This is a genomic window from Duganella sp. BJB476, from assembly GCF_003416895.1.
Lineage (GTDB): Bacteria > Pseudomonadota > Gammaproteobacteria > Burkholderiales > Burkholderiaceae_D > Rugamonas.
Window position 1 is genome coordinate 14,858 of the sequence record NZ_QVIO01000011.1, and the last position, 21,520, is coordinate 36,377.

Consider the following 21,520-nt stretch of genomic DNA (forward strand, 5'->3'; position numbering starts at 1 on the left):
AAGGGCGGCCGCGGCGCGGCTGCGCTTATAATCCCAAGGTCACTATCCAGTCACTACACGGTCACGCCAGGAAAACAGCGCATGCAAGCAAACACCACCGTCACCCCGCCTGCCGCCGGCAGCCACGCCCACCTGTCCGGGCGCGTGCTCGGGCTGGCCAACCTGGGCCTGATGGTGCTCGACGCCAGCGGCCGCATCGTCATGTGGAACCAGTGGCTGGCCAGCCATTCCGGCCTGTCCGCCCACCGCGTGCAGGGCAGCGACCTGTTCGAGCAATTCCCCGAGCTGCGCGGCCAGCGGCTGGAGCAGGCGGTGCAGAGCGCGATGCAGAGCAACCTCCCGCAGCAACTGTCGCCGGCGCTGAACCGCTCGCCCTTCCCGCTGTACCCGACCGGCACCTGGGGCGGCGAACGGGTCGAGCAGGCGGTGTCGGTCACGCCTTTCACCGAGGGCAAGGAGCGCTACTGCCTGATCGAGGTGAGCGATATCAGCACCACCGTCGGCCGCGAGCGCCAGCTGCGCGGCCAGGCCGAGGCGCTGCGCGCGCAATCGTATGTGGACGGCCTGACCGGCATCGCCAACCGCCGCCACTTCGACGTCGCGCTGGACCGCGAGCTGCGCCGGGCGCAGCGCAACAACGGCCAGCTGTCGCTGCTGCTGATGGACATCGATTCCTTCAAGGCCTATAACGACCACTTCGGCCACCAGCAGGGCGACGCCTGCCTGACCCTGGTAGCGGAAGCCTTCGCCGCCATGCTGCAACGCCCGGCCGACCTGGCCGCGCGCTACGGCGGCGAGGAGTTCGCCGCCGTGCTGCCGGACACCGGCCCGGAACAGGCGGCCCAGCTCGCCGAAACGATCCGCGCCCGCATCGCCGCGCTGGAGATCACGCACGCGCCCGCCGCCATCCGCCCGCATGTGACCATGAGCATCGGCGTGGCCACCTACGACAAGGACCGCTTGTGTGACGCCGCCACCATGCTGGCCGCCGCCGACAGCTGCCTGTACGCCGCCAAGCGCGCCGGCCGCGACTGCGTGATCGTCGACCGTCCGGCGGAAAACGCCGCCTGACGGCGCCGGCCAGGCGCTCGGCCTGGCTATCCATCCATCAAATCCATGCATGCCTGCCGCTCCGCGCCGCGGGCTTTCATGCATTAGCTGGGCTTATGCATGCCATGCAGAGTATTCATTTGTCAACCTGGGCAAAAAGCGGGCAACATAGTGCATAACCCATAAAAATGGAGACAGCACATGCATCAGCAAGGCGAACTGGCAGGCAAGGTGGCGTTGATCACGGGGGGAGCGTCCGGCATCGGCCGCGCCACGGCGGAATTATTTGCGCGCGAAGGCGCCACCGTGCTGATCGCCGACCGCGACGGCGCGGCGGGCGAACTGGCGGTGGCGGCGCTGATCGAGGCCGGCGCGCGCGCCTCCTTCATCCGCACCGACGTCGCCGTGGCCGCCGACTGCGCGGCGGCGGTGGCGGCGGCCGTGTCGCGCTACGGCCGGCTCGACGTCCTGTTCAACAACGCCGGCATCACCCGCCGCGCCAACGTGATCGACACCACCGAGCAGGAATGGGACCAGGTCATGGCGGTCAACGTCAAATCGATTTTCCTGATGTGCAAACACGCGGTGCCGGTGATGCAGCAGCAAGGCGGCGGCAGCATCATCAACACCGCTTCGGGCTGGGGCCTGGTGGGCGGCAAGGACGCCGTGTCCTATTGCGCCTCCAAGGGCGCGGTGGTGATACTGACCAAGGCCATGGCGGTGGACCACGGCCCGCAGAACATCCGCGTCAACTGCGTCTGCCCCGGCGACACCGATACGCCGATGCTGCGCAACGAGGCGCAGCAGCTGGGGCTTGAGGAAACCGCGCTGGTGACGGCGGGCGCGGGACGGCCGCTGATGCGCGTGGGCCAGCCGCGCGAGATCGCGCAGGCGGTGCTGTTCCTCGCATCGGATCGTTCTTCCTTCGTCACCGGCGACGCGCTGGTGGTGGACGGCGGCGGCCTGGCCGGATCGGCATAAACCGTGAACAAGTGGGAGAACCCCCAGCTGCTGGAGGAGCACCGGCTGCCTCCGCACGCCTACTTCTTTGCCTACGACGATGTCGAATCGGCACGCAGCTTCGAACGTGAGCGCAGCCGCCGCTTCCTGTCGCTAAGCGGCACTTGGCGCTTCGCCCACTTCGGCCATCCGCTGCAGGTGCCAACGCAGTTCTACAGCGAATACATGGCGCACTGGGGCAGCATCGAAGTGCCCGGCATGTGGCAGCTGCAAGGCCACGGCCAGTTGCAGTACACCGACGACGGCATGCCCTTCCCGGTCGATCCACCCTACGTCCCGTCTGCGAATCCGACCGGCGCCTACCAATGCTGCTGGACGCTGGGCCCGGAATGGCGCGGCCAGAACGTGATCCTGCGCTTCGACGGCGTCGAGACCTACTTCGAAATCCACGTCAACGGCCGCTATGCCGGCATGAGCAAGGGCAGCCGGCTGGCGGCCGAATTCGACATCACCGCACTGCTGGTGGATGGCGAGAATCTGCTCAGCGTGCGCGTGCTGCAATGGGCCGATTCCAGTTATCTCGAAGACCAGGACATGTGGTGGACCGCAGGGATCTTCCGCGACGTCTACCTGATCGGCAAAGGCGCCATCCACGTGCAGGACGTTTGCGTGCAGACCCGCTTCGACGACGCCTGCCGCGATGCGCGCCTGTCCTGCGCGCTGACCGTGTCGGCGCAGGACGGCTACCGGATCGATTGGGCACTGTACGACGGCGCGCGCCAGTTGCATCAAGGCGGTGGCCAGGCGTCGGCATGGGAAGTGGACGTGCCGGCCCCGCGCCAGTGGAACGCCGAAGATCCCTATCTGTACCGCCTCGAAATCAGCCTGTACGACGCCGACGACGAACTGCTGGAAGTGGTGCCGTTGCGCGTCGGCTTCCGCGAGGTGAGCGTGCAGGATGGCCTGATGTACGTGAACGGCCGCTATCTGAAACTGCACGGCGTGAACCGCCACGACAACGACCACCTGCGCGGTCGTGCCGTGACGATGGCGCGCGTCGAGCAGGACATCGTGCTGATGAAGCAGCACAACATCAACTCGGTGCGCACGGCGCACTATCCCAACGATCCGCGCTTCTACGAACTGTGCGACCAGTACGGCCTGTTCGTGATGGCGGAGACGGACGTGGAAACGCACGGCTTCGTCAACGTCGGCAACCTCAGTCAGATCACCGACGATCCGGCGTGGGAAGCGGCCTTCGTCGATCGCATCGAGCGCCATGTGCACGCGCAGAAGAATCATCCGTCCATCATCATCTGGTCGCTGGGGAACGAGTCCGGCTACGGCTGCAATATCCGCGCAATGGCGGCGCGCTGCCACCAGATCGATCCGACACGCTTGATCCACTATGAGGAAGACCGCGACGCCGAGGTGTGCGACGTGGTCAGCACCATGTACTCGCGCGTGCAGATGATGAATGCCTTCGGCGAGTACCCGATGGACAAGCCACGCATCCTGTGCGAGTACGCGCACGCGATGGGCAACGGGCCGGGAGGCCTGAGCGAGTACCAGGCCGTGATGGACCGCCATCCGCACCTGCAGGGTCACTATCTGTGGGAGTGGTGCGATCACGCCATCCTGCAACCGGAGGTGGCGGGACGGCCCTTCTACGCCTTCGGCGGCGACTACGGCGACTATCCGAACAGCGGCAACTTCTGCTGCGACGGCTTGATCTACCCGGACCAGCGTCCCGGTCCCGGCCTGCGCGAGTACAAGCAGGTGATCGCGCCGGTGAAGGTGCGCGCCATCGACGCCGCCGCCGGCAGGCTGGAAGTGGAGAACCGCTATTGGTTCAGCAGCCTCGATTGCCTCACGCTGCTGATCGAAACCAAGGCAGATGGCGAGTCGCTCCGATTGCAGCGCGTGCCGCTGGCGCCGCTGCCGCCGGGCCAGAAGCAGGAGATCCGCATCCAGGAGCCGCCATCAGGCAGCGGCCAGCGCTATCTGAACGTGCGCGTAATCCGCGACCAGGCCACCGCCTACAGCGCGCCGCAGCACGAGCTGGCGGTGTACCAGTTTGCGCTGCCTTCCACGCCCTTGCCTGCCGTGCCGCCAAGCGCCAAGGCCGCGCCCAAGCTCACCGAGCATCGCCTTGAATACCGCATCGAAGGCCATGACTTCCACATGGTGTTCTGCAGACTCACCGGGAAACTCAAGGAATGGGTGGCACATGGCGCGCCTCTGCTCGCGCGTCCACCGCAGCTGACCTTCTACAAACCCTGCATCGACAACCACAAGCAGGAAAACGAAGCCCTGTGGCTGCCGCAGCACCTGAACATCATGCAGGAGCATCTGCGCGGCATGGAGATCAGGCGTGGCGACACGGCGGTGGAAATCATCGTCGATTGCCAGATCGCGCCGCCCGTGCTTGGTTACGGCATGCGCTGCCGCTACCACTACCACGTCGATGGCGCGGGCAAGCTGCGGCTTACCTTGTCCGGAACGCCCTACGGCGGCTTCCGCGACATGATCCCCAAGATCGGCATGACGCTGGGGCTGAGCCGCCAGCTGGACCAGGTCGAATACTTCGGACGTGGGCCAGGCGAGAACTACCCAGACAGCAAGGCATGCAGCATCATCGACCATTACCGCAGCAACGCGGCCGACATGTTCGAGCACTACCCCAAGCCGCAGGACAACGGCAACCGACAGGACGTCACGTGGGCATTGATGCGCGACAGCCAGGGCAAGGGCCTGCTTATCCAGGCGCCGCAAGGCATTCACTTCAGTGTATGGCCCTACAGCGCCGAACAGATCGCAGCCAAGAGGCACGATAACGAATTGTGTGAAGAAGACTTCTGGACCGTCAATCTCGATCACAGGATGAGCGGGCTCGGTTCCAATTCCTGGGGCTCCGAGGTGCTCGATTCGTACCGGGTCTACCTGGAGGCGTTCAGCTACAGCATGGACTTGTCGCCGCTGAATGGGGAGGACAGCTTGTGATTATCCTGAACAGCGTGGACGAATTCCGCCAGCGCTACCACTCCGCCCGCAAGTGGCAGCGCTGCATCGAGGCCATCGCCAACCTGCCAGCGTTGAAGCCCGACGTGTGCCACTCCATTGGCGATTCGCTGGTCTACCGGCTGGTGGACGGCCCGGTGGCCGCCGTCTCCGGCTTCACCGGCAACCGCCGCTACGTCGAGATGTACTACTACCTGTCCGGCAGCGAGACCATCGCGTATGCCGCCAAGCCGTCGCTGACACGCCTGGTGGCCTACAGCGACGAAACCGACCGCGAGACCTTCAGCGGCGACGACGCCCATCGTCACACCGCCAACGCCGGCCAGCTGCTCATCTTCGACAACGACTACGCTTACCGGCCGCTGGGCTCCGATCATCTGCGCAAAATGGTGCTGATGGTGACGATAGAAGGTGCTACTTTCCACAATAAGTGAGCTGACATGGCAATTTCAGGCAATGCGCAAATCGGCCGCTTCATGCTGCTGTCGATGGCGGTGGCGGCGATCTTCAATATCCGCAATGTCGTCAACAGCAATATCGCCATCGGCATGGTGGCTGTGCCGTCCTTCCTGTTCGCGACGGCGACCTTCTTCATTCCCTACGTGTTGATCATCGCGGAATTCGTCAGCTTGAACAAGGACGCCAAGTCCGGCATCTACCAATGGATACGCTCGTCGATGGGCGACAAGTGGGCCTTCGTCGGCGCCTACTGCTACTGGTTCGTGAACCTGTTCTACTTCACGTCGGTGCTGCCCAATATTCTCGTGTATTCGTCTTATGCGTGGTTGGGCTACGAATATCAGTTCTCGTCGCCGGTGACGGTGCTGCTGTCGATCGTGCTGTTTGCGTTCGCCACCTGGGTCTCCACCAAGGGCGCGACATGGGTGGGCCGCGTGACTTCCATCGGCAGCTCGCTGGTGCTATTGATGGCGTTCGGCTTCGTGGGATTGAGCCTGGCCGACTGGATCGGCGGCGTGGCGCCCGCCACGCCCATCACCGCCGCCGCGATGACGCCGACGTTCAGCTGGGGTTTCATGGGCGTCATGGCGTGGATACTGTTTGCCGCCGGCGGCGCTGAATCGGTGGGCGTGTTTTTGAACGATGTACGAGGCGGCGCGCGGACCTTTGTGCGCACCATCGTCTTCGCAGGCCTGCTGATCGGCGTGCTGTATTCGGTGTCGGCACTGGTGCTGAACCTGTACGTGCCCGCATCCAAATTGAGCTACACCTCCGGCGTGTTCCAGGTGTTTGGTGCGCTGGGTGCGCATCACCAGGTATCGCCAGTGCTGCTGAACCGTCTGGTGGGCGCGGTGATGCTGCTCGGCTCCTTCGGCACGCTGATGGTGTGGACCGCCGCGCCGGTCAAGGCACTGTTCTCGGAGATCCCGAAAGGCATCTTCGGGGAGCGCGCCATCGCCTTGAACCGCCATGACATGCCGGAGCGCGCCGCGTGGATACAGTTTTGCGTGGTGGTGCCGCTGCTGGTGATACCGGCACTGGGGTCATCCAACGTGAACCAGCTGCTCAATGTCGTGATCAACATGACGGCGGCCACCGCGCTGCTGCCGCCGCTGATCATCATGGCTGCCTACTTCCATCTGCGTCTGCGGCTGGACCACCTGCCGCGCGACTTCCGCATGGGATCGCGCCGCGTCGGGCTGGCGATTACCAGTGTGCTGTTGGCGTTCTTTGGCATCGCCTTCATCGCCGCCATCTTCCCGGCCGGCCAGAACCTGCTGCTCACGCTGGGCTACAACGTGGGCGGCGTGGTTCTGTTCCTGGGGTGGGCGTTGTGGAAGTACCGCCTGTATGAGCGCGGCCTCGTGATCACTTCTGAGGTTTTGCATCCAGCGCCAGCATCAGCAGGTGCGCGGCGCTCCAGCTGAAGTTCGTGGCGCCTTGCATGCGGCCGGTGATGGGATGGTAATTCTCCCGGATCGGCGCGTCGCCTTGCAGCCCTTCCGCGCCCGTCGTGAAGCGTTTGGCGATGGCGTCGGCTTCCGCAGCGTGGCCGTAGTTGCGCAGGCCGGCCGCGCCGAAATAGACCTGGTCCAGCCATACCCTGCCGCGCCAGTAGATCTCAGGATCGTAGGATGGATTGGAGACGGCCGCCGTCGGCATCGGGATGGGCGTGCCGAATTCGGCCGGGTCCAGCATCTTCGCGATCACCGCGTCGGCCTGCCGCTGTTCGGCGGCGCCGGCCCATAGCGCGGTCCAGCCTTCGGGGCCGCGTCCGCGCATGGTGAGCAGCGTGCCGCCAAGCTTCCGGTCGTAATAGAAGCCGCTGGCGGGATCGAAGAAGCTGGTGTTGATCAGGCCACGCAGATGCACCGCCTGTTCGCGCCACGCGCGCGCGGCGGCGTGGTCGCCCAGCTCCTGCGCAATGTCCGCCAGGATCAGCTTTTCGCGATAGAGGAAGGCGTTCAGGTCCACCGATTCCTGGTCGATGGAGTAACCCAGCAGCTTGCCTTGCTTGTCGCGGTTCTCGACCACGCGCACCTGCCAGTCGCGCCGCGCGGCGGCCAGATCGCCGCCGTGGACCTTGTCTGCATAACGCTGCAAGGCGGCGGGCTCGATGAAGCCGAAGCGGGCGGCGTTGTCCATGCCCGATTCGTAGCCCGCTGCCTGCTGCACCGGCAGCTCTATGGCCGCGTACTGTCCGGTATCGACGATGCGGCTGTAGGCAGCAAGGCCCAGGCAATCGCGCATGCCGTCCTGCTCCGCTCCGCAGCCGTCGAGCGGCGCCGACGACAGTGGCTTGACGCGGAAGCGCAGCTGGCCAGCGTCGTCGTTGTGCAGCGGGTGCACGGTCGCGCCGTATTCGGCCAGACCGTTGTGATCGTGGTCGCGGTTGAGATACCACCAGCGATGGTAGGCCTCCAGCTTGGGCTGCATCTCTTGCAGCCAGGCGAGGTCGCGGGACTGGCGGTAGATTTCCCATACGGTCCATGCGGCCAGCGGCGGCTTGGTATCGCGTTCGTTCCAGTTGTCGCCATCGCCACCGCGTGCGGCGTCCATGTTGTAGAAGACGTTGTCAGGCACCATGCCCTCGTCTTGCGGACGCACCGCATCGCTGGCTTGTATCTGGTAGTCGAACAGCGAGCGCACCGTGTTGGCAGCCAGCGCGGGATCGATGGCCGCCAGCGCGTAGGCCTGCTTCCACGTGTCCCATGTCCAGGCGCCGTTGAACCAGCGCGCCGTGGTGGACGGCACCATCGCATCGTGACGGAAAGCGCCACGTGGCGCGCGCCAGTTGCCGATCAGGGTCTCCAGCGCCTTGGTGCTGAGTGTGGATGCCGGAAGCTTGGCCTTCCACGCGGCCCAACGGCGCTCGTTGGCCACAATCGCCTGTTCGGCGCGAGCGGGGTTCGACAGCAGCGAGGCCGCATGTGCAGCGGCAGCATCCGTGCCGTCCAGCTGGTAGCTGTAGGCGCTGTAGATCGTCTGCTGTCGGCCGGCGGCCAGCAGCGGCAAGTCGGCGTTGCTGTCGTAGTGCTGGCTGTCCACGCTGTCCTGCGCGCGTACACTGCGTTCGATGCGGTAGCGCGAGCGACCGCTGGTCATCACGTTGCCTGCGTCGCGCACCTTGCCGAAGGTGATGCTGACGCCGCCGGCATCCTGCACCAGCTGCGGCTTCCACGCCGGCTGGCGAGCGGCCACGGCGCCGTCCTTGCCCCATTGGGTCATCAGGTCGCCCTGCCAGTGTGCCTTCAGCGACAGCGCCTTGCCGGACGTATTGCGCAAGCGGTAGCGCACCAGCGCACTGCTGGAGCTGACGAAATGCAGATCCACGTCCAGCTGCAACCCCGGCCACACCAACCGCTGGCTCAACACGCCGGGACGCGCGGTGCTGGTCCAGCGGGCCTGCTCCGGCCGGAAGCTGCGGCCCGTGCGACGGTCGCTCAGGTCCAGCCGCTCCAGCGCAGAGGCGATATACAGGCTGTACTCCTCGGCGATCACCAGCGGGCCGCTGAAGGTGCCGGCCAGTGTTGGCGCATCGGGCAACAGGTAGCCATGCCAGCTTCCCGCGTCGAACATGGGATTGAAGCGCTGGTTTTGCTCGGCGTCGAAATCGCGCGCGGCGGTCGGGGTTCCATATCGGTTGATGGAGGGCGATTGCGCGTGCGCGGCCCAAGCGGCAGTGCATGCCGCAATCAGCAGCAGGTTGCGAACAGATGAGGACATAGGCGGGAATGAAAACGAGTTGTCAGGAAGGGTAACACGATGAGGCCGGGCGTTTAAGGCGCCCGGCCCCGGTGCATCAGAAGCGGTAAGACAACGAGGCGGTGGCATTGCGCCCCAGGATAGGCCGCGCGTAGAACAGACTACCGTTCGAGCTTTGGTTAAAGCCGCTGCGTGGATTGCCCTCGGTCAGGCCGATCGAGTTGGTCACGTTGTTCACTTTCAGGTTCAGCTTCCACTTCTTGTCGATCTTGATCTCCGCGCCCATGTCGATCACATGATAGGCAGGCAGCGCCAGAGCGTTCTCAAAGTCGGCGAAGCGTTTGCCGATATGACTGTAGACCAGGAACACATCGCCAAAGCCGAAATGCACCGTCGGGATCAAGCGCACCTGCGTGTTCGGCGTGCGCATCACCTGGTTGCCGTTTTGCTTGGCCTCTTCCGCGTTCGGGTCGATGCCGTTGATGGTGGCCTTCTGCAAAGTGGCGACATACTCCAGCGAGAACTGCTTGAACGGATTGATGATGCCCTCCAGCTCAACACCGGTCGACAGCGTCTTGACGAACACCTGGCGGAAGTCGCCCGTGGCCTGGTTGGTTTCGCCGAAGGACAGGTTGTCGAACTTGGTGTGGAACACCGTGGCCGACGTGGTCCAGAACGGCGAGATGTAGCGCACGCCCGCCTCGGTGAAACTGAGCCGGCTGGCGCCGTCGACGAAGCTGTCGGCGCTGTACAGGGTCGGCATGTTGGTGCCGCTGGCGTAGCGGCCATACGTTGCCACATGGTCGTTGAAGGCATAGTTAAAGCCCGCCGTGTACGAGGCTTCCTTGATCGTCTTCTGCTTGCGGGTCCACACACCGGTGCCGGCGCGGCGCATGTAGTTGTTGGCGATGATGTTGTCCTTGTCGGTGCCGTCCGCGTTGAAGGCGCCGGGGATGATGGCGCCCTCGGTCAGGTTGTCGCCCGGCAGATCGTCGCCGGCCGCCAGCACGCCTTCGTCCTGCACGTCGTAGCGGGCTACTTCGTAGCGCACACCGGCGTCGAGGCGCAGGTTGTTACTGACCTTCCATTCGTCGTTGACGAAGTAGGACATCGACTTCATATCGCCTTTGTGGCGTTCGTAGAAGTAGCCGTTGCGCAGCACGCCCTTGTCCGACAGGTAGCCGAGGATCTTGTTGTTGGCGTCGACGGCGACGATATCGAGCCGGCTCGGTTGATCGCGCACGTCGGTGATGATGCGGGCGCCGTAGTCGGAATCGTCGTACAGCTTTTGTGCCGCGAACAGGATGCCGGCGGTGAAGCTGTTCTTGTCGTTCTCCTTCGTCACCGATAGCTTGTCGATGAAGTGGCCCAGTGAGCGGAAGCGTGTCTCGGCCACGGCGTCAGTGGTGAAGCCGTTGCCGTTCAGGGTGGACGGGTCGTTGATCAGCTGACCTGTGCCAGCGTAGGCCAGCTTGGCGGTGCCGCCGAAGCGCTTCAACAGCGCGGCGACATCGCTGGACTGCGCCGGATCGAGGCGGTTGCTGGCGCGGACCAGATAGCTGTTGGGGCCATTGAACACCGACTGTGGCGACACGTCGTAACGGGTGTAGCGCGCGTTGTTGCGGAACGACCAGTCGCCGCCCAGTTCATGCTGCAGGTCCGCGCCGATCACCTTGGCCAGCACGTGGAAGCCGGTATGGAGGTCGGTGGTCACGGGGCCATTGGTGGTCTGGTTGGTGATGTGCGCCAGGTCCGGGCCGTCCAGCGAGCCGTAATGCGGATTCACGCCCGGCACACCTGTTGGATTGCCGGGATTGGTCAGCGGGATAGGCAGGTAGAAGGTGTTGTGGTCATTGACGTACTTGGCCGACAGCGTCAGCTCACCGCGTTCAAGCTTGCGCGTCAGGTTCACGCGGAGCTGGCCGCCATGGTCGGCCGTGATGCCGATCGGGCGCACGCCCTTGCCTTCGCGGTAGTAGCCGCCGGCCGCGTACGTCCAGTCGTCGTTGATCGGTCCCGAATACACGCCCTCCGTGCGCACCATGCCGTAGTCGCCGATGGTGACCTTGGCCTCGCCCTGCGGCGTTTGCGTGCCCTTCTGGCTGATGAAGTTGACGATGGCCGCCGGGCCGTTGGTGGACAGGATGGCCGAAGTGCCGCCGCGGATCGCCTCGAAACGTTTGATGGTGACGTCCTCGCGCATCAGCACGTCCACCAGTTCACCGTCGTAGATCACCGGCAGGCCATCTTCCTGGAGGCTGATGAACTGGAATGCGGCGCCGCCACTCAAGCCGCGCGGCGAGACATTGTTCGATACCTCGCCGCCGGATGCTTCCACCCACAGGCCGGGAACCTGCTGCAGCGAGTCGGCCAGGCTATGCGGCGCAAGCTTCTCCAGCTTGGCCAGGTCCACGGTCGTAATGGCGACCGATGATTCCAGCTTGGTGCGATTTTTGGCGGTGGTGCCGGTGACGACCACCTCCTGAATGGGCTCGGGCGCTGTTTGCGCCTGCGCGCCGTGCATGGCCGCCAACTGGGCCAGGGTGGCGACCGAAAGGGTCAACCCGGTTTTTTGTCTCATTTGGAATCTCCAGATAGTTATCGTTATGTGTGCTGCTTTGCTTTTTTGCTGCCGCTACACCGAGACCGGCCACATGGTCTGCTCCCGGTAGCCGGTCGTCACCGGCAAATACCCATTGAATTGCGCGTCGAGTTCCGCGTCGCCGCTGTCGATGCGCAGCACGCCGCCGTGCAGCGACAGCAGCTTGTCCTGCGGCGCCAGCACATGCAGCCCGCGCCGGCCGGCCGCACGCAGCAGGCGCGGTGAAATCTGCTGATTGCCTCGTCCCAGCACCAGGCCCTGACCACCGATCGGCGACAACACCAGGTGCGGCGGCGATTGCCAGTCTCCGGCCAGGTCTTCCAGTTCTCGGCGCGAGGCGTCGCGCGCCAGCAGCGTGCCATCGCCCAGTACCGCATCCACACCCAGCAAGGTGCCGTCCACGCCCAGCAGCGACAGCAAGGCCTGCGTGGTCGAGCCGGGACCGATCAGGTACAGCGAGCGCGCCTCCATCCCTTCCGCAAAGCTGCGAGCGATGGCCATGCGCTGCGCGCCGCTGCCGCTGGCATGGCGCGACTTGCCGCCTTGCGTCAGCGACGGCGCCAAAGGCAGTTGCAAGTAGCCGTACAGGCGCGGCACGATCTGGTTGCGCCGCAGCGCTTCTTCGTCGAGGTCCATCACTTCGGCGTCGCAGCAGATGGCCACGCCGTTCTGCCGCAACTGGCGCAGCAGCAGCCCTGCTGCGGTTGGATGGTTGGCGAATACCGCCGATTGCATCTTCACGCCGGCCGGCACGCCCAGCACCGGCAAGGTGGCCATTACGCCGGCGTCGCGCAGGCCATCCAGCACATCGCGCGCGGTGCCGTCGCCGCCGGCGAACAGCAGCAGGTCTATCCCCATGCCGGCCAGGATGCAGCTGGCGCGGCGCGTATCCGCCGCCTGTGATGGCGACGCAACCGGCACCACGGCGCTGGCCTGCAAGCCAGCCCCGTGCAAAGCGCGCAGGCCCATGTCGCCATCGGCTGTGTACCAGCTGACGGCGTGCGCCGCGCCGCCGCAAGCCCCGAACATGGAGGCCAGGCGCGCGGCTACCTGCGGCAGGACGCCCGCCGCCAGCGCGGCCTGCACGCTGTCTGCGCCGTCCGAGCCTTTGAGGCCGGCCGGGCCGCCGACGCCGGCCCAGGGATTGACCACCAGCCCGATCTTCATGCCAGTCCGCGCTCGCCCAGCTTGCGTTGATAGGCGCGCCAGGTGATAGACCAGCGCTCCGAATCGTCCAGCATCTCGCCCTGCACGCGGTGCACCGGACAGTTGTGCGGCGCGGTCTTGACCAGATCCGGATCGCTGTGCGCCTCGCCGGCGATGTGGCGCATCACGCCGATGAATTCATCGAGGTCGGCGCGCGAGTAGGATTCGGTCGGCTCGATGGTGGCCGGCTCCGGCACTACATACGGATGGTGGCTGGTCCAGTAATGCACGCCGAAGTCGGCGGCGCGCAGGCCGATTTCTTCCGACGTCACGCCGGTGGCCTCGGTCAGGCCCGCCCAGCTGTAACGCACCTGTTCGATGCGGCGCTTGCCCGCCGCGTAGGGCGCGGACATGCCATCGATTTTCAGCAGCTCGTGCATCATGTAGTTGTTGTTCAGGACCGCGATCTCGGACACGGTGCGCAAGCCCTCGGCGCCCAGGTTCATGATCCACGCATAGGCGCGCAGCATGATGGAGGCGGTGCCGGTGAAGCTGCTGATCTTGCCGATCGATTGCACGGCGCCATCCACCAAGTGATAGCGGCCATCCTTCTGCCGTACCAGTGGGCCGGGCAGGAACGGCGCCAGCGCCGCCGTGCAGCACACCGCGCCGACCGCCGGGCCGCCGCAGGCATGAGGCGTGGCGAAGGTCTTGTGCAGGTTGAAGTGGCACAGGTCGAAGCCGGCTTCACGCGCGCGGGCGATGCCCAGCAGGCCGTTGGCGTTGGCTTGGTCGTACACGCACAAGCCGCCGGCCGCATGCACCACGTCGACGAATTCGCGGATACGGCCGTTGAAGATGCCGGTGTCCTCCGGATTGGTGATGACCAGCGCCGCAGTGCGCGGCGACACGGCCGCCTTCAGCGCCGCCAGGTCCGGGTAGCCGTTGGCGTCCGGGTAGAGCGTGATGACCTTGTAGCCGGCCAGCTTGGCGCAGGCGGCGTCCGACGGGTGCGAGAAGATGGTGGTGATGACTTCATCGCGCCGGCCTGCTTCGCCGCGGCTCTCGTGCCAGGCGCGCACCATCGCCATGTTGGCGAAGATGGCTTGCGATCCGCCGCGTGCCTGCAACGATACGGCATCCATGCCGGACACTTCACGCAATACGCCTTCCAGCTTGTCCATCACCTCCAGCATGCCTTGTACGGTGCTGTCGGCCTGGCGCGGATGCAGCTCCGCCATGCCGGGCTGGCGCGCGAGCTGGTCGTTGATCTTTGGGTTGTACTTCATGGTGCAGGTGCCCTGCCCCACGTCTACGTTGAGGTCCGCGCCCAGCGTCTCCTGCGACAGGCGCAGGTAGTGACGCAGCACGCGGTTCTGCGACATCTCCGGCAGCGCCGGTGCGCGCTGGCGCAGCATGGTGGCGGGCAGCCCGGCCAGCGGCTGGCCTGCCAAACGCACGATGTCCGGCTCCACTTCCGGCACCAGGATGCCGCGTTCGCCGGGCTGGCTCAGTTCAAAAATAACTGGTTCGTCCCAGCGCGCCTGGTGGTAGCGGCGCATCTGCTGTTTGCGGTGGTGGGCGATGTTATCCATGACGTTCATTGGTTGAGGACTTTCTCTAGCGTTGCGCACAGCAGGTCAATGTCTTCCTGCGTGTGGACTTCGGAAAAGGCGTACAGGGCCGACTGGCCCAGCGCGGGGAAGGCGGCGCTCAGGTCATGCCCGCCGAAGACGCCCTGTTGCAGCAAGGCGGCATTGATGGCTGCCACCGGCAGGCCGGTGTCGTCGAAGTTGACGACGAACTCGCGGAAGTGGCAGCTGCCTTCGTGCGTGATGCGCACGCCGGGCAAGCGCGCCATGCACTGCCTGGCGTAAGCGGTGCGCTGGGCGATGCCGGTGGCCAGTTCGGTCATGCCTTGTGGGCCCATCAGCGCGAGGTAGACGCCGGCCGTGATGCCCCACAGCGCGGCGGCGGTGCCGACGAATTCATTGCCGTTCTCGCGCTTGTCGAACGAGGTGCGGCTGTAGGCGACGTCGCCGAAGCCGTACTCGCCCGGCACGCTGGTCGGCACGATGCCGAACAGCCGCGATGGATACTGCATGACGATGGCGGGATCGTCGTGGCTGGCGATGAAGCCGCCCTGGCCGCCGCCGTAGTTCATGTGCATGCCGAGCGGCTGGATGTCGCCGCAGACGATGTCGGCGCCGTAGTTGGACGGCGGCGCCAGCACGCCCAGCGACACCGGATCGACGCCGACCACGAACAGCGCGCCCACCGCATGGGCGGCGGCGGCCAGCGCGGCGCCATCGTCGATGGTGCCGAGGAAGGATGGGATGTCGATGTACAGCGCGGCGGTTTCCTGGTCGAGCAGCTGTTTCACGCTGGCCAGGTCGAGCAGGCCGGTTTTCGGATCGAACGGCGCGGTGATGAAATCGAGATCGGCGCGGCCGTAGGTGTTCATCATGGACAGCTTGTCCGGGTTGACGTGGCCAGCCACGACGACGCGCCGGCGGCCGGTGTGGCGGCCCGCCATGCGCACGGCGGTGGCTGCGGCCTGCATGCCGTCGTACACCGGCACGTTGACCACGTCCATCTCCAGCAGCGCGCCCATCATGCTGCAGTATTCGAACAGCGACTGGAAGCGGCCATGATCGTCATACGGTTCGCCGGCGTAGGCGGTGGCGAACTCGCTGCGGCCGTTGATCTCGTCGCAGACGGCCGGCACGTGGTGCTGGTAGCAGCCGCCGCCCAGGAAGCTGAGCTGCCCGGCGCAGTGGCTGTTCTTGCGCAGCAGGCCGTCCACGTGGCGCTTGAGGCGCGCCTCCGACAGGTGCGGCGCGGCGATCGCCAGCGGCGCCTGCATGCGCAGGGCGGCGGGGATGTCGGCGAAGAAGTCTTCGGTGCTGCTTGCGCCCACGGCGCGCAACATGGCGTCGCGCACAGCGGGCACCGAGTTGGGAATGTAGGGGTGGATAAAGGGTTTGCCAGGTGCCATGTCGTTTCCTGTTGATCGAGATTGGATACCCCATCTTGTAGGAGCGAAATAACATTGACAAATGATCAGTATGCATGCGATACATTAGAAAAATTCATGCATGGAGAGCGCCTTGGTTCATTCTTCCAGTCTGTTGCGGCAGTTGAAAACGTTTGAAGTTACGGCGCGGCACATGAGTTTTACCCGTGCCGCCGATGAGTTGTGCATCTCGCAGGCGGCGGTCAGCCACCAGATCAAGACGCTGGAAGACGCGCTGCAGATCAAGCTGTTCAAGCGCATGACGCGGGCCATCACGCTGACCGGCGAAGGGGCGATTTTGCAACGCAGCCTAGTCGACGCCTTCGGCCGCATCGACCGTGTGCTGGCGCAGTTGGCGCAGGGCGAAGGACGCGCGCGCAAGCGGCTGACGGTGGCGGTGACGCCGGCCTTCAGCTCGCGCTGGCTGGTGCATAGACTGGACCGTTTTCTCGCGGCGCACAGCCAGCTTGAAGTGCGGCTGGTGCACACGGTGATGCATACGGACCTGGGACGCGACAGCATCGACCTGGCGATACGCTGGGGGGATGGCAAGTGGCCGGGCGTGGAGTGCGAACGCCTGTTCGGCACCGAGCTGCTGCCGGTGTGTTCACCGGCGATGTTGAAGGACGGCCCGCCGTTGCTGGAGCCGTGCGATCTGGCGCATTACACGCTGCTGCACGAAGACAGCTGCGACGATTGGGAGCGCTGGTTCGAGCAGGCGGGTTTGGCGCCATCGCTGGCGCTGCGCGGGCCACTGATCGACGACAGCAATGCGCTGATGCAGGCGGCGCTGAACGGCCAGGGCATCGCGCTGGGCCGCATGGCGCTGATCCGCGACGACCTGAGGCGCGGTACCTTGGTCAGCCCGTTCAGCCAGACGCTGTCCACGCAAGGCGCCTACTACATGTGCTGGCGCCCTACCCGCACCGAGCAGGAGGCGCTGACGTGGTTCTCGGATTTCCTGCGTGACGAGGCGCGTGAGCAGGAAGCAGACCGCTAGCTCTCGCGCTACTACGCCGGTAGTTCTGTTGCGGGCCGCGACGACACGCCCTGCGCCGATGCGGCAGCCTGCTCGGCGGCCTGCGCGCGCAGGAAGGCGGGACGCTGGCGCAGCCGCTGCCAGTAGGCGGCGACTGCCGGTGTGAAGGAGGTGTGCAATCCCAGTTGTTCGGCCAGCAGCAGCGCGTAGCCGACCGAGACATCGGCCGCCGTGAAGCGGCCGGCAGACAGGAACTGGTTCTGCTCCAGGCGCGGCGTCAGTGTTTTCAGGCGCGACAAAAACCAGCGCGAATAATCCTCCACCACCTGCGGCTGCAAGCGCTCCGTCGATTCGAAGCGGCTGTAGCGCAGCACCAGCGTTTGCGGGAAGGTCAGCGTGGCTTCGCCAAAGTGCAGATAGTTCAACCAGGCGCCGTAGTCCGCTTCGTCCAGCGCGACGTTCAGTCTGGCCGCCGGATGGCACTCGGCCAGGTATTGGCATATCGCCGCCGATTCCGTCATCCGCATGTCGCCGTCGAAGAAGGCCGGCACGGTGCCGCAGGGATTGATGTCGAGATAGGACTTGTCGTGCACACGCGGCGGGAAAGCCATCATGCGCAACTCATATGTCAGCCCCAATTCCTCCATCATCCACAATGGACGGAAGGAACGTGCGGCGATGCTGTGGTAGAGGATCATGAGAACCTATTTATTAAAGCCAGTGACCATTGCAAATTTTATCATTGACCGAAATTTACGCAGAGGGAAACATGAATTGACATTGGTGCGCGTAACGTTACGCGCTACAATGACTCATGATAAAAACATTCCAGCACAAGGGGTTGAGAGTTTTTTTCGAGACTGGGAGCATGGCCGGCATTCAAGCAGCCCATGCGCCCAGACTAGGCGCCATGCTGCGCCGCCTGAACGAGGCCACATCTCCCCAAGGAATGAACCTGCCTGGTTGGGGCCTGCACCCATTAAAAGGCAAAGCACTCAGGGGACATTTTTCCGTATCGGTAAGTGGCAACTGGCGCCTGACATTTAAGTTCGAGGGTACGGACGCCATCCTTGTGGACTATCAGGACTATCATTAAGGAATAAATATCATGGCACGCATGTTTAATCCACCGCACCCGGGGCTGACCTTACGCGATGACGTTCTGCCCGCGCTGGGCCTAACTGTTACCGAAGCGGCGCAGCAACTGGATGTCAACCGCGTCACGCTGTCCCGCGTCCTCAACGGCCGCGCTGCGATTTCGCCTGAAATGGCGTTGCGTATTGAAGCTTGGCTGGGCGTAGAGCGCGGCGGTGAGGCCCGCCTTTGGCTGGCAGAGCAAAGTGCCTACGATGTTTGGCAAGCTGCACAAAGATTCCTGGAAACTCCGATGCAGGTTCAGCCCGCCCCTTTGGCGGCCTGAGCTGCAAGCTACTTATTTTCCGATACAGAAGCGCGAGAAGATCACACCCAGCAAATCATCCGACGAAAACGCGCCGGTGATGCTCGACAGCTGCACCTGCGCCAGCCGCAGCTCTTCCGCGAACAAGTCCAGCGACTGATCGTTCTGCGCCGCGTGTTCGCCGGCGCGGTCCAGATGGGCGCCGGCGTTCTTCAGCGCGATCAGATGGCGTTCGCGCGCCAGGTACAGCGATTCGCCGGTCTGCTGCCAGCCGGCGATGCGCAGCAGTTCGGCGCGCAGCAAATCAATGCCGATGTGCTCGTGCGCCGACAGGTACACATGCGTCGCATCCTCCATCGGATCGACGCCCGGCTTGTGGCCCGAAAGATCGATCTTGTTCCAGATCCGCAGCACCGGCACGCCCGGCGGGAAGGCGGCGACGATGCCTTCGTCCGCGCGCGACGGGCCGTGGTCGGCGTCCAGCAGGTGCAGGATGACGTCGGCCTTGCCGACTTCGCCCCAGGTGCGCTCGATGCCGATGCGCTCAACCACGTCCACGCCATCGTCGATCGCGCGGATGCCGGCGGTGTCGATGATGTTTAGAGGGATGCCTTCAATCTGGATGGTCTCGGTGACTTTGTCGCGGGTGGTGCCGGCGATCGGCGTGACGATGGCCACGTCCGTGCCCGCCAGCGCGTTCAGCAGCGACGACTTGCCGACGTTGGGCTGGCCGACCAGCACCACGTTCAAGCCCTCGCGCAGCAGCGCGCCTTGCGAGGCCTGCTTGAACACCTGCTCCAGCGCGGCGACGATGCCGGCCAGCTGGCCGCGCGCGTCGGATTTTTCCAGGAAGTCGATTTCCTCCTCCGGGAAGTCCAGCGTGGCTTCGACCAGCATGCGCAGGCCGGTCACGCCGTCCACCAGCGCGTTGACCGTCTTCGAGAACGCGCCCGACAGCGATTGCGACGCCGACTTGGCCGCCGCTTCGGTGGAGGCGTCGATCAGGTCGGCCACGGCCTCGGCCTGCGCCAGGTCGAGCTTGTCGTTGAGGTAGGCGCGGCGGGTGAATTCGCCCGGCTCGGCCAGCCGCAGGCCAAGCTCGGCGCCCGCTTCCAACACGCGCGCCAGCAGCAGTTGCAGCACGATGGGGCCGCCGTGGCCCTGCAGTTCCAGCACGTCTTCCCCGGTGTAGGAATGCGGGCCCTTGAACCAGATGGCGATGCCCTGGTCGATCAGCGCGCCGTCGGCCTGCTTGAACGGGATGTAGGTGGCGTGGCGCGGCTGCAGGGCGGTGGCGCCGAACAGCGCGGTGATCAGTGCTTGCAGGTTCTTGCCGGATGCGCGTACCACGCCGATGCCGCCGCGGCCTGGTGCGGTGGCGATGGCGGCGATGGGGGAAGAGTCGATATTCATAGGGGAATTGTAAAGTAAAAAAAAAAGCCCGCGATTAACACGGGCTTTTCTGCAACAAGCTGGCTATCAGGAGTTGGCGGCCGCTGCCGGCGCAAACTTCTTGGAGATGACGTATTGCTGAGCGATCGACAGCACGTTGTTCACCACCCAGTACAGCACCAGGCCGGACGGGAAGAAGAAGAACATGACCGAGAACGCCAGCGGCATGAACAGCATCATCTTCGCTTGCATCGGATCGGCAGGAGCCGGGTTCAGCTTGGTGGTGATGTACATCGAGATCGCGTACAACACTGGCAGGATGTACCAAGGATCCGGCGCGGCCAGGTTGGTGATCCAGCCGATCCACGGCGCGCCGCGGATTTCCACCGACGCTTGCAACACCCAGTACAGGGCGATGAAGACCGGCATCTGCACCAGGATAGGCAGGCAGCCGCCCAGCGGGTTGATCTTCTCGGCCTTGTACAGTTCCATGGTGGCCTGGTTCATCTTGGCCGGATCGCCTTTGTAGCGCTCGCGGATCGCCTGCATCTTCGGCGTGACCAGCTTGACCTTGGCCATGCTGCGGTAGCCGGCGGCCGACAATGGGAAGAACGCCAGCTTGATCAGGATGGTGAAGGCGATGATGGTCCAGCCCCAGTTGCCCAGCACCTGGTGGATGTGGTCCATGACCCAGAAGATAGGCTTGGCGATGATGGTCAGCCAGCCGTAGTCCTTGACCAGTTCCAGGCCGGGCGTGACCTGTTCCAGCAGCTTAGCTTGTTGCGGGCCGGAGTACAGCTTGGCCTCGTTGCTGACGGTGGCGCCCGGCGCCAGCGTGCCCAGTTGCTGGATGGTGCCGATCGCGTACTGGTTGGTCGTCACTTTCTTGGTGAAGATGGTGCGGGCCAGCTTATCCTGCGGGACGAAGGCGGACACGAAGAAGTGCTGCGAGATCGCGAACCAGCCGTTGTCGGCCTTGGTCGGGTGATCCTGCACGGCGTCCTTGCCGGTCTTGGCGGCTTCGGCCGCTTCTTTTTCCAGCGTGTCGAACTTCAGCTTCTTGTAGTGGTCTTCGGCGGTGTACAGCGTCGGGCCGGTGTAGCTGCTGTTGAAGTAGGAGTCGCCGGCCGGCTTGTTGCCGTCGTGGACCAGTTGCAGGTACAGCTCAGGCTTGACCGGAGCCGCGCCGACGTTGGTCACGTCGTGGCGCACGTCGATCACGTAGTCGCCGCGCTTGAAGGTGTAGGTCTTGGTCAGCTTGACGCCGGCCGATTCCGCTTCCAACACCAGTTGCACCTGGTTGGCGTCGTTCAGCATGCGCGGGCCAGGCTTGGCGACGAAGCCGGTCTGGTGGTTCGGCAGGCCGGCGGCGCCGATCAAGCCGGTTTGGGCCAGGTAGGTCTTGCCGGTGCCGGCGTCGACGTCGAACAGCACCTGGTTCTTGCTGGTGTCGACGCCGTCCTTGAACTTCAGCAGTTCCAGGCGCTTGATGGTGCCGCCCAGGGTGTCGATGTCGACACGGAACAGATCGGTGGTGACGGTGATGCGCTCACTCTTGAACGCCTCGGCCGCCGCGGGCGCGCCCGGCAATGCCGAAGCGCCTGCCGCGGCGGTCGCGGTGGCGGCCGGCAGATCGGATTTCTTCGCTTCCGGGGCCTTGGCGGTTTGAGCCGGCGCTGGAGCAAACATGGAAGGCTTGCCTGTCGAGACCATCCAGTTGTTCCAAAGAACTACCAGCGACACGGCAAACACGATCCACAGGATGGTACGTTTATTGATATCCATTAGGCT

The 21,520-nt window shown here is 64.6% G+C and carries 16 protein-coding genes; 8 read left to right on the top strand and 8 right to left on the bottom strand.

The features are described from left to right. Positions 1-81: 81 nt before the first annotated feature. From D0T21_RS29380 to D0T21_RS29400, 5 genes are all read left to right on the top strand, one after another. Complete coding sequence (locus D0T21_RS29380) at positions 82-1,071, top strand: GGDEF domain-containing protein (protein ID WP_116994006.1); 990 nt, start codon at positions 82-84, stop codon at positions 1,069-1,071. A gap of 180 nt (positions 1,072-1,251) precedes the next feature. Next, the gene (locus D0T21_RS29385; RefSeq protein WP_116994005.1) at positions 1,252-2,031 is read left to right on the top strand and encodes an SDR family NAD(P)-dependent oxidoreductase; all 780 of its coding nucleotides are present in this window, start codon (positions 1,252-1,254) and stop codon (positions 2,029-2,031) included. A gap of 3 nt (positions 2,032-2,034) precedes the next feature. Next, the gene (gene ebgA, locus D0T21_RS29390; RefSeq protein ID WP_116994004.1) at positions 2,035-5,013 is read left to right on the top strand and encodes a beta-galactosidase subunit alpha; all 2,979 of its coding nucleotides are present in this window, start codon (positions 2,035-2,037) and stop codon (positions 5,011-5,013) included. Then, the gene (locus D0T21_RS29395; protein WP_116994003.1) at positions 5,010-5,465 is read left to right on the top strand and encodes a beta-galactosidase subunit beta; all 456 of its coding nucleotides are present in this window, start codon (positions 5,010-5,012) and stop codon (positions 5,463-5,465) included. Before ebgA ends, D0T21_RS29395 begins: the two co-directional genes overlap by 4 nt. A 6-nt stretch (positions 5,466-5,471) precedes the next feature. Then, positions 5,472-6,917: an amino acid permease gene (locus D0T21_RS29400; RefSeq protein ID WP_116994002.1), complete on the top strand. Its 1,446-nt coding sequence runs from the start codon at positions 5,472-5,474 to the stop codon at positions 6,915-6,917. On the opposite strand, the gene ygjK is transcribed toward D0T21_RS29400, so the two are convergent. The 5 genes from ygjK to gcvPA form a co-directional block, all read right to left on the bottom strand. After that, positions 6,859-9,216 (bottom strand): alpha-glucosidase, encoded by a 2,358-nt coding sequence (ygjK, locus tag D0T21_RS29405; RefSeq protein WP_158568074.1) that lies wholly within the window; start codon positions 9,214-9,216, stop codon positions 6,859-6,861. The two genes, D0T21_RS29400 and ygjK, sit on opposite strands and share 59 nt — an antisense overlap. A 76-nt stretch (positions 9,217-9,292) precedes the next feature. Beyond that, positions 9,293-11,776 (bottom strand): TonB-dependent receptor, encoded by a 2,484-nt coding sequence (locus tag D0T21_RS29410; protein ID WP_116994000.1) that lies wholly within the window; start codon positions 11,774-11,776, stop codon positions 9,293-9,295. A 54-nt stretch (positions 11,777-11,830) separates the two neighbouring features. Beyond that, positions 11,831-12,964, bottom strand: coding sequence for an ATP-NAD kinase family protein (locus tag D0T21_RS29415; protein ID WP_116993999.1), 1,134 nt, complete (start codon positions 12,962-12,964; stop codon positions 11,831-11,833). Further along, positions 12,961-14,538, bottom strand: a complete 1,578-nt coding sequence (gene gcvPB, locus D0T21_RS29420) for an aminomethyl-transferring glycine dehydrogenase subunit GcvPB (protein WP_229211688.1) — start codon at positions 14,536-14,538, stop codon at positions 12,961-12,963. Before gcvPB ends, D0T21_RS29415 begins: the two co-directional genes overlap by 4 nt. Before the next feature lie 5 nt (positions 14,539-14,543). Beyond that, on the bottom strand, positions 14,544-15,941 hold the full coding sequence (gcvPA, locus tag D0T21_RS29425; protein ID WP_116993997.1) for an aminomethyl-transferring glycine dehydrogenase subunit GcvPA: 1,398 nt from the start codon (positions 15,939-15,941) through the stop codon (positions 14,544-14,546). Positions 15,942-16,041: 100 nt separating this feature from the next. Between gcvPA and gcvA the strand changes: the two genes are divergently transcribed. Further along, on the top strand, positions 16,042-16,959 hold the full coding sequence (gene gcvA / locus D0T21_RS29430) for a transcriptional regulator GcvA (RefSeq protein WP_116993996.1): 918 nt from the start codon (positions 16,042-16,044) through the stop codon (positions 16,957-16,959). Positions 16,960-16,970: 11 nt separating this feature from the next. Here gcvA and D0T21_RS29435 read toward each other — a convergent pair whose 3' ends face one another. Further along, positions 16,971-17,636, bottom strand: coding sequence for a glutathione S-transferase family protein (locus D0T21_RS29435; protein WP_116993995.1), 666 nt, complete (start codon positions 17,634-17,636; stop codon positions 16,971-16,973). 116 nt (positions 17,637-17,752) lie between these two features. Between D0T21_RS29435 and D0T21_RS29440 the strand changes: the two genes are divergently transcribed. Continuing rightward, a complete protein-coding gene (locus tag D0T21_RS29440; protein ID WP_116993994.1) occupies positions 17,753-18,034 on the top strand; it encodes a type II toxin-antitoxin system RelE/ParE family toxin in 282 nt (93 codons plus the stop codon). Between the two features lie 12 nt (positions 18,035-18,046). Next, on the top strand, positions 18,047-18,358 hold the full coding sequence (locus D0T21_RS29445; protein WP_116993993.1) for a HigA family addiction module antitoxin: 312 nt from the start codon (positions 18,047-18,049) through the stop codon (positions 18,356-18,358). A 12-nt stretch (positions 18,359-18,370) separates the two neighbouring features. On the opposite strand, the gene mnmE is transcribed toward D0T21_RS29445, so the two are convergent. Together mnmE and yidC are read right to left on the bottom strand one after the other, a co-directional pair. Further along, a complete protein-coding gene (mnmE, locus tag D0T21_RS29450; protein ID WP_116993992.1) occupies positions 18,371-19,750 on the bottom strand; it encodes a tRNA uridine-5-carboxymethylaminomethyl(34) synthesis GTPase MnmE in 1,380 nt (459 codons plus the stop codon). A 66-nt stretch (positions 19,751-19,816) separates the two neighbouring features. Further along, entirely contained in the window at positions 19,817-21,514 is a 1,698-nt protein-coding gene (gene yidC, locus D0T21_RS29455) for a membrane protein insertase YidC (protein WP_116993991.1), read from the bottom strand. Positions 21,515-21,520 lie beyond the last annotated feature (6 nt).

What these genes read in the sequence shown, in the direction of transcription:
- gcvA (WP_116993996.1), top strand. Translation starts at nt 16,042, where the DNA reads ATGGAGAGCGCCTTGGTTCATTCTTCCAGTCTGTTGCGGCAGTTGAAA.
- ygjK (WP_158568074.1), bottom strand. Translation starts at nt 9,216, where the DNA reads ATGTCCTCATCTGTTCGCAACCTGCTGCTGATTGCGGCATGCACTGCC.
- mnmE (WP_116993992.1), bottom strand. Translation starts at nt 19,750, where the DNA reads ATGAATATCGACTCTTCCCCCATCGCCGCCATCGCCACCGCACCAGGC.
- D0T21_RS29440 (WP_116993994.1), top strand. Translation starts at nt 17,753, where the DNA reads ATGATAAAAACATTCCAGCACAAGGGGTTGAGAGTTTTTTTCGAGACT.
- gcvPA (WP_116993997.1), bottom strand. Translation starts at nt 15,941, where the DNA reads ATGGCACCTGGCAAACCCTTTATCCACCCCTACATTCCCAACTCGGTG.
- D0T21_RS29435 (WP_116993995.1), bottom strand. Translation starts at nt 17,636, where the DNA reads ATGATCCTCTACCACAGCATCGCCGCACGTTCCTTCCGTCCATTGTGG.
- D0T21_RS29385 (WP_116994005.1), top strand. Translation starts at nt 1,252, where the DNA reads ATGCATCAGCAAGGCGAACTGGCAGGCAAGGTGGCGTTGATCACGGGG.
- D0T21_RS29415 (WP_116993999.1), bottom strand. Translation starts at nt 12,964, where the DNA reads ATGAAGATCGGGCTGGTGGTCAATCCCTGGGCCGGCGTCGGCGGCCCG.
- gcvPB (WP_229211688.1), bottom strand. Translation starts at nt 14,538, where the DNA reads ATGGATAACATCGCCCACCACCGCAAACAGCAGATGCGCCGCTACCAC.
- yidC (WP_116993991.1), bottom strand. Translation starts at nt 21,514, where the DNA reads ATGGATATCAATAAACGTACCATCCTGTGGATCGTGTTTGCCGTGTCG.
- D0T21_RS29410 (WP_116994000.1), bottom strand. Translation starts at nt 11,776, where the DNA reads ATGAGACAAAAAACCGGGTTGACCCTTTCGGTCGCCACCCTGGCCCAG.
- D0T21_RS29400 (WP_116994002.1), top strand. Translation starts at nt 5,472, where the DNA reads ATGGCAATTTCAGGCAATGCGCAAATCGGCCGCTTCATGCTGCTGTCG.
- D0T21_RS29380 (WP_116994006.1), top strand. Translation starts at nt 82, where the DNA reads ATGCAAGCAAACACCACCGTCACCCCGCCTGCCGCCGGCAGCCACGCC.
- D0T21_RS29445 (WP_116993993.1), top strand. Translation starts at nt 18,047, where the DNA reads ATGGCACGCATGTTTAATCCACCGCACCCGGGGCTGACCTTACGCGAT.